At 61.2% G+C, this 7,184-nt stretch carries 3 protein-coding genes; all 3 read left to right on the top strand.

Going from position 1 to position 7,184, the window contains the following annotated elements:
* Nucleotides 1-381: 381 nt before the first annotated feature.
* On the top strand, nt 382-3,477 hold the full coding sequence (locus tag AC1RJ3_RS18635; protein ID WP_493079797.1) for an autotransporter domain-containing protein: 3,096 nt from the start codon (nt 382-384) through the stop codon (nt 3,475-3,477).
* A 43-nt stretch (nt 3,478-3,520) separates the two neighbouring features.
* Nucleotides 3,521-5,215, top strand: a complete 1,695-nt coding sequence (locus AC1RJ3_RS18630) for a polyurethane esterase (RefSeq protein ID WP_493079795.1) — start codon at nt 3,521-3,523, stop codon at nt 5,213-5,215.
* Between the two features lie 93 nt (nt 5,216-5,308).
* Nucleotides 5,309-7,162, top strand: coding sequence for a polyurethane esterase (locus AC1RJ3_RS18625; RefSeq protein ID WP_493079793.1), 1,854 nt, complete (start codon nt 5,309-5,311; stop codon nt 7,160-7,162).
* Nucleotides 7,163-7,184: the final 22 nt, after the last annotated feature.

The raw sequence follows: 7,184 nt of genomic DNA, 5'->3' as shown, positions 1-7,184 counted from the left end.
TTTTGTAGCAGCTGGCGCAGCCGGCGTTCGAGTGCGAAGCGCTCGCCATGCGGACGGCTCGGTGAGCCTGATGCACCGCGGGGCATGGTTTTACGACTGCTGCGCAGCCGAACGCGGCCTACGGCCGCTGCTACAGGGTTGTGTACAGCGCAGCTTTTGTAGCAGCTGGCGCAGCCGGCGTTCGAGAGCGAAGCGCTCGCCATGCGGACGGCTCGGTGAGCCTGATGCACCGCGGGGCATGGTTTTACGACTGCTGCGCCCGAGCGCGGACCGAGCCGAACGCGGCCTGCGGCCGCTGCTACGGGGGAGCATGGAACACAACAAGATGCGTGCGGATAAACACGCGGGGATTCAAGCAAGTCAACTAAGGAAGGTAGCTGGATGAAAGGCAAGTCGCGCAACAACACACCTGTGCAAATCGGCATCAGCCGCAAGGCCAAAGCTCTCAATGGAGCCTTTATCGCTTATATGGCGGCGATCGGGGTCGCTCAGGCCGCGCCCTATGTGGAAAGCGCCAAGCTCGGCGATCCGAACAGCTGGCGCAGTCCCGAATTCAACGCCGAGTGGGGGCTGGGCGCGATCAACGCCCAGGATGCCTACGCAGCCGGGTACACCGGTAAAGGCGTCAAGTTGGGCATCTTCGATCAACCGGTCTACGCCAAACACCCGGAGTTTTCCGGCGTGGATAAAGTAGTGACGCTGATCACCAGCGGTATCCGCGAATACACCGACCCCTACATTCCGGTCAAAGCCGGAGATGCCTTTCGGTATGACGGCACACCGACGATAGGTTCCGACGGCAAGCTGGGGTACCACGGTACTCACGTCGGCGGGATTGCCGCCGGCAGCCGCGATGGCAGTCCGATGCACGGTGTGGCGTTCAACGCGCAAATCATCAGCGCTGACAACGGCGACCCGGGACCTGAAGACGGGATCATTCTCGGCAACGACGGCGCGGTCTACAAAGCCGGCTGGGACGGCCTACGAGAAAGCGGCGCGCGGATCATCAACAACAGCTGGGGCATCGGCATCACCGATCGCTTCAAAAAGGGCGGCAAGGACCCGGCGTTCCCGCATTTCACCGTGCAGGACGGCCAGGCACAGTTCGATCAGATCCAGCCGCTGCTCAACACCAAACAGGGCGGTGCGTACCGGGGCGCCATCGACGCGGCGCGCAGCGGTATCGTGACCATCTTCGCCGCGGGTAACGACTACAACCTCAACAACCCGGACGCGATTGCCGGCCTGGGTTACTTCGTGCCGGACATTGCCGCAAACTGGGTCACGGTCGCGGCGCTGCAAATGAACCCGGACACCACTAGCGCCAATCCCTACATCATCAGCACCTTCTCGTCGCGTTGCGGTTATACCGCAGGCTTTTGTGTGTCGGCACCGGGTACCAAGATCTACAGCGCGGTGCTCGGCGGCACCAACGCCGATGACCTGACCGTGGGCTATGCCAACAAGAACGGCACCTCGATGGCCGCGCCACACGTTGCCGGCGCCACTGCCGTGTTGATGGAACGTTTCCCGTACATGACCGGCGCGCAGGTCGCCACGGTGCTGAAAACCACCGCCACCGACATGGGCGCACCGGGCATCGATTCGTTGTACGGCTGGGGCATGATCAACCTGCGCAAGGGCATCGACGGCCCCGGCATGTTTGTCGCCGATGCCGACATTCCGCAGGAATTCCGGGTGGACGGGTCCTATGGCTCCGGGCAGTTTGTCGCCGACCTGCCAGGCGTCGGTGCGCTCATCGATGCCGGCAAGCCAACGCAGCGGATCTGTAACGACATCAGTTGCGGGTTCGACGTCTGGCGCAACGATATTTCCGGCCACGGCGGTTTGACCAAGCAGGGCATCGGCACACTGGTGATGACCGGCAGCAACACGTATACCGGGCCAACATTGGTGAATCAGGGGCGGTTGGCGGTCAACGGTTCGTTGCTGTCGGCGGTCACGGTCAACGACAGCGGCATCCTCGGTGGCTCCGGGCAGGTCGGCGCATTGACCGCGAAAAGCGGCGGCACCGTTGCGCCGGGCAACTCGATCGGCACCTTGCACGTGGCCGGCGATGTGACCTTCGAGCCCGGCTCGACCTATGCCGTCGAGCTGTCCCCGACCAGCAGCGACAGCATCGTTGCCGGTGGCACAGCCACGATCCAGGGCGCGACCGTGAGCCTGTCGCTGGAAAACAGCCCGACGCTGTTAAGCCCCGGCGACGTGCGCAGCCTGATCGGTCATCAGTACAACATCCTGCAAGCGGCCGGCGGTATCCAGGGCCAGTTCGGCGCGGTGTTGCCGAACTACGCGTTTATCGGTGGCAGCCTCGATTACTCGGCGACCGGCGTGCAATTGGCGATCGAGCGCAATGGCAACTCCTTCGCCAGCGTCGGGCAAACCCCGAATCAACGCTCCGTGGCTGTCGCTGCCGAACATCTGGGCGCGGGCAACGCCGTGTATGAAAGCCTGCTGTTGTCGCCGAACGCGGCGAGCGCGCAGCAAGCCTTCCAGCAATTGTCCGGAGAAATTCATCCGGCGATCGGCACCTTGCTGGTCAACGACTCGCGCTATCTGCGTGATGCCGTCGGTGAGCGCCTGCGCGATGGTGGTCTGTATGACGCCGCAACGCCGAACAGCGCCGAGAACAACGCCTGGGTCAAAGTCCTGGGCGCCTGGGGCAAGACCGACAGCGGCCACGACAACGCCAACTACACCAGCTCCATCGGCGGTCTGCTGGCCGGGGCCGACGGTTTGATTGCCGACCACACGCGCCTGGGTTTCGTCACCGGTTACAGCAACAGTTCGCTGAACATGGGCGATGGCACCCATTCTTCCGCCACGGTCGACAGCTACCACTTGGGCCTGTACGCCGGGCATGAAATGGATGCGCTGCGTCTGAGCGTCGGCGGTGCGTACAGCTGGCACCGCATCGATGCCAAACGCGACCTGCAGTTCGGCGATGTCAGTGCCAAGCAGAAATCCAAGCGCGATGCCCACACCACACAAGTGTTCACTGAGGCGGCTTATCGCCTGGACCTGCAGCCGTTGGCACTGGAGCCGTTCGCCAATCTGGCCTACGTGCACCTGGACAGTGACAGTTTCACCGAGAAGGGCGGTGCAGCAGCGCTCAAGGGCGGCGACGACAACCGTGACGCGGTGCTTTCCACACTGGGTCTGCGAGCGAGCAAACGCCTGGCACTCACCGAACATCAGCAACTCGACCTGTCCGGGACCCTCGGCTGGCAGCACAACCTGAGCAACATCCACGCCGAGGAAAACCTCGCGTTTGCCTCCGGCAGTACGCCGTTCGCCGTGCAGAGCGTTGCCATGGACCGCAATGCGGCGGTGGTCGGTGTTCGCGCAGGGCTGGCGTTGGCACGCGATGTCTCGCTGAACCTGGATTACAACGGACTGCTGGGCTCGCGGGACAAGACCCACGGCGTCGGGCTGACCCTCGACTGGCAGTTCTGATTTGAAAAACCGCAACACGTACCAGCAATGAAGAGGCAAGAAAATGGGTGTTTTTGATTACAGGAAGTTCGGCAGCGAGGCCAGCAAGGCCTTGTACAGCGATGCGATTGCATTGACGCTTTACGCCTACACGCCGACCGGCAAGCCATTGGCTACCGGCTGGACGCCGGTCACCGCCGGGCAATTGGGTTATCAAGGCAAGGTCGGCGCCCAGGGCACCTTCTTTGGCGAGCAGGAAGGTTTTACCAGCGCCGAAGCCGAAGTACTGGCCAAGTACGACGCGGCAGGCAAGCTGATTTCCCTCGGCATCGCGTTCCGCGGGACCGGAGGCCTGGGTTACAGCGACACCTACGGCGACATGAAGAATAATCTGCTGGCCGCTATCGGTCCGAAGGATTATGCAAAGAACTACGCCAAAAGCGCCTTCGACACCTTGCTCAAGGACGTTGCCGCGTTCGCCAGCGCCAGGGGCCTGAATGCCAAGGACGTGCTGATCACCGGCCACAGCCTCGGTGGCCTGGGGGCCAACAGCGTGGCCGAATTGAGTGCCGACCACTGGGGCGGTTACTTCAAGGATGCCAACTACATGACCTTCGCCTCGCCGACGCAAAGCCCGGCGGGCACCCATGTATTGAACATCGGTTACGAAAACGACCCGGTGTTTCGTGTGCTCGACGGCACCACCTTCACCAGTTCATCGCTGTACAAGCACGACAAGGTTCAGGACTCGGCGACCAACAACATGGTCAATGTCAACGACCACTACGTCTCCACCCAGATGACCCCGTTCAGCATTGCCAACCCGCAACACTGGGCGGCCCACAGTTCCCTCGGTTATGCCGACGGCCTGAACCGGGTGATCGGTTCGAGCTTCTACGACCTCACCAGCAAGGACTCGACGATCCTCGTCTCGACCTTGTCGGAGTCGTTGCGCGCCAGCACCTGGATCGAAGACCTGGGCCGCAGTGGTGAAACGCACACCGGCAGTACCTTCATCATCGGCACCGACAGCAACGATTTGCTGCGCGGCGGCACAGGCAACGACTTCCTCGAAGGCCGCGACGGTAATGACACCTTCAGGGACGCGGGTGGCTACAACATCCTGCTGGGCGGCAAAGGGCAGAACGTTTTCGACCTGCAACAGCCGCTGAAGAACTTCACCTTTGCCAACGATGGCGACGGCACGCTGTATGTGCGCGACAGCTACGGCGGCATCAGCATCACCCGCGACATCGGCGCGCTGGTCAGCAAGGAATCGGGGGCGATGTGGGGTCTGCTGAACAAGGACGTCACCTACAACGTCAGCGCCAAAGGTTTGTTGGCCGGCACCGAGCTGACTCACTACAACCACTCGCTCAATGGCGATGCCTACGGCAATTCGCTGGTGGCGACCGCCGACGGTGACTGGCTGTTCGGGTTATCGGGCAACGACGTGCTGCGCAGCGACAAGAGTCAGGTGACGTTCGTCGGCGGCGAGGGCAATGACGTCATGTATGCCTCCGGCGGCCACAACACTTTCCTGTTCAGCGGTGCGTTCGGTTTCGACGCCATCAATGGTTACCAGGGCAGCGACAAGCTGGTGTTCATGGGCGTTCAAGGCGCAGGGCAGGGCTATGACTACAGCCAGCACGTTTCGCAATCGGGTAACGACACGCTGCTCAAGGTCGGCGACTACGCGGTGACGCTGGTGGGTGTCGGCCTGAATAACCTGTCGGGTGCGGAGATCATATTTGCTTAAACCACAGAAGCACTAAATGGAACGCCCTGCGCTGCGGGGCGCTCCAGCTGCATGAGCTATCTCTAACAATTTCAACAAAAGAGAGGCAATACCATGGGTGTCTATGACTACAAAAACCACAACTCAGCCGAATCCAAAGCGCTGTTTTCCGATGCGCTGGCGATCACGCTGTACTCCTATCACAACCTCGACAATGGCTTTGCCACGGGCTATCAGCACAATGGTTTCGGCCTTGGGCTGCCGGCGACGCTGGTCACTGCGCTGATCGGCGGCACCGACTCGCAAGGGGTGATTCCCGGCGTTCCCTGGAACCCCGATTCGGAAAAAGCTGCGCTGGACGCGGTACAAAAGGCCGGTTGGACCCCGATCACCGCCAGCCAGTTAGGCTATGGCGGCAAGGTCGATGTCCGCGGAACTTTCTTCGGCGAGAAAGCCGGTTACACCAGTGCTCAGGTCGAGATCCTCGGCAAGTACGACGCTCAAGGCCATCTCACCGAAATCGGTATCGCGTTTCGCGGCACCAGCGGCCCCCGTGAAATACAGATCAGCGACTCCATTGGCGATGTGATCAACGACCTGATGGCGGCACTGGGCCCCAAGGATTACGCCAAGAACTACGTCGGCGAAGCCTTTGGTTCGTTGCTCAAGAATGTCGCCGCATTTGCCACCGCCAATGGCCTGAGCGGCAAGGACGTACTGGTCAGCGGCCACAGCCTCGGCGGGTTGGCGGTCAATAGCCTGGCGGACCTGAGCGGCGATCACTGGAACGGCTTCTACAAGGATTCCAACTACATCGCCTACGCGTCACCGACCCAAAGCAGTACCGACAAGGTGCTCAACATCGGTTACGAAAACGATCCGGTATTCCGCGCGCTGGACGGTTCAACGTTCAACCTGGCATCGGTCGGCGTACACGATGCGCATCAGGATTCGGCAACCAACAACATCGTCAGCTTCAACGACCATTACGCCTCGGCGGCATGGAACATGTTGCCGTTTTCGATCCTCAACGTCCCGACCTGGATTTCCCATCTGCCCACCGGTTACGGCGATGGCATGACCCGGGTGCTGGAGTCGAAGTTCTACGACCTGACCAGCAAGGACTCGACGATCATCGTCGCCAACCTGTCGGACCCGGCGCGCAGCAACACCTGGGTTCAGGACCTCAACCGCAACGCCGAGCCGCACAAGGGCAGCACCTTTATTATCGGCAGTAACGGTGACGATTTGATCCAGGGCGGCAAAGGTAATGACTATCTGGAGGGCGGCGATGGCAACGACACCTTCAGGGATGCCGGTGGCTACAACATCCTGTTGGGCGGCAAGGGCAGCAACACGCTGGACTTGCAGCAGTCGGTGAAAAACTTCGATTTTGCCAACGATGGCGCCGGTACTGTGTACGTGCGCGATGCGAACGGCGGGATCAGCATCACCCGCGATATCGGCAGCTTCATCAGTAAAGAACCGGGCTTTCTCTGGGGTTTGCTCAAGGATGACGTGACCCATAGCGTCACCGACAAAGGCTTGCAGGTCGGCAATAACCTGACCCAGTACGCGTCATCGGTGAAGGGCGACGCGGGAGACAATGTCCTCACGGCGCATGCAGCTGGCGACTGGCTGTTTGGTCTGGACGGCAATGATCATCTGATCGGCGGTAAGGGCAATGACGTGTTTGTCGGCGGTGCCGGTAATGACCTGATGGAGTCGGGAGGCGGCAGCAACACCTTCCTGTTCAGTGGCCACTTCGGCAATGACCGGATCCTCGGCTACCAGAGCAGCGACAAGCTGGTCTTCCTCGGCGTCGAAGGCGTGGGGCAAAACTACGACGTACGTGACCACGCCAAAGCGGTTGGCGCCGATACCGTATTGAGCTTCGGTAATGACTCGGTGACGCTGGTCGGGGTTGGGCTCGATCACCTGGCCAGTTCAGGCGTGGTGATCGCCTGACGCCAAAAAGCCCGGCGCGAAC

The sequence above is a fragment of the Pseudomonas sp. GW822-FHT04C11 genome (assembly GCF_058800905.1).
This window is presented reverse-complemented; position numbering and strand designations above follow the sequence as displayed.

Excerpts from the sequence above, each read along its gene's own strand:
- AC1RJ3_RS18635 (WP_493079797.1), top strand. The coding sequence starts at position 382 with ATGAAAGGCAAGTCGCGCAACAACACACCTGTGCAAATCGGCATCAGC.
- AC1RJ3_RS18630 (WP_493079795.1), top strand. The coding sequence starts at position 3,521 with ATGGGTGTTTTTGATTACAGGAAGTTCGGCAGCGAGGCCAGCAAGGCC.
- AC1RJ3_RS18625 (WP_493079793.1), top strand. The coding sequence starts at position 5,309 with ATGGGTGTCTATGACTACAAAAACCACAACTCAGCCGAATCCAAAGCG.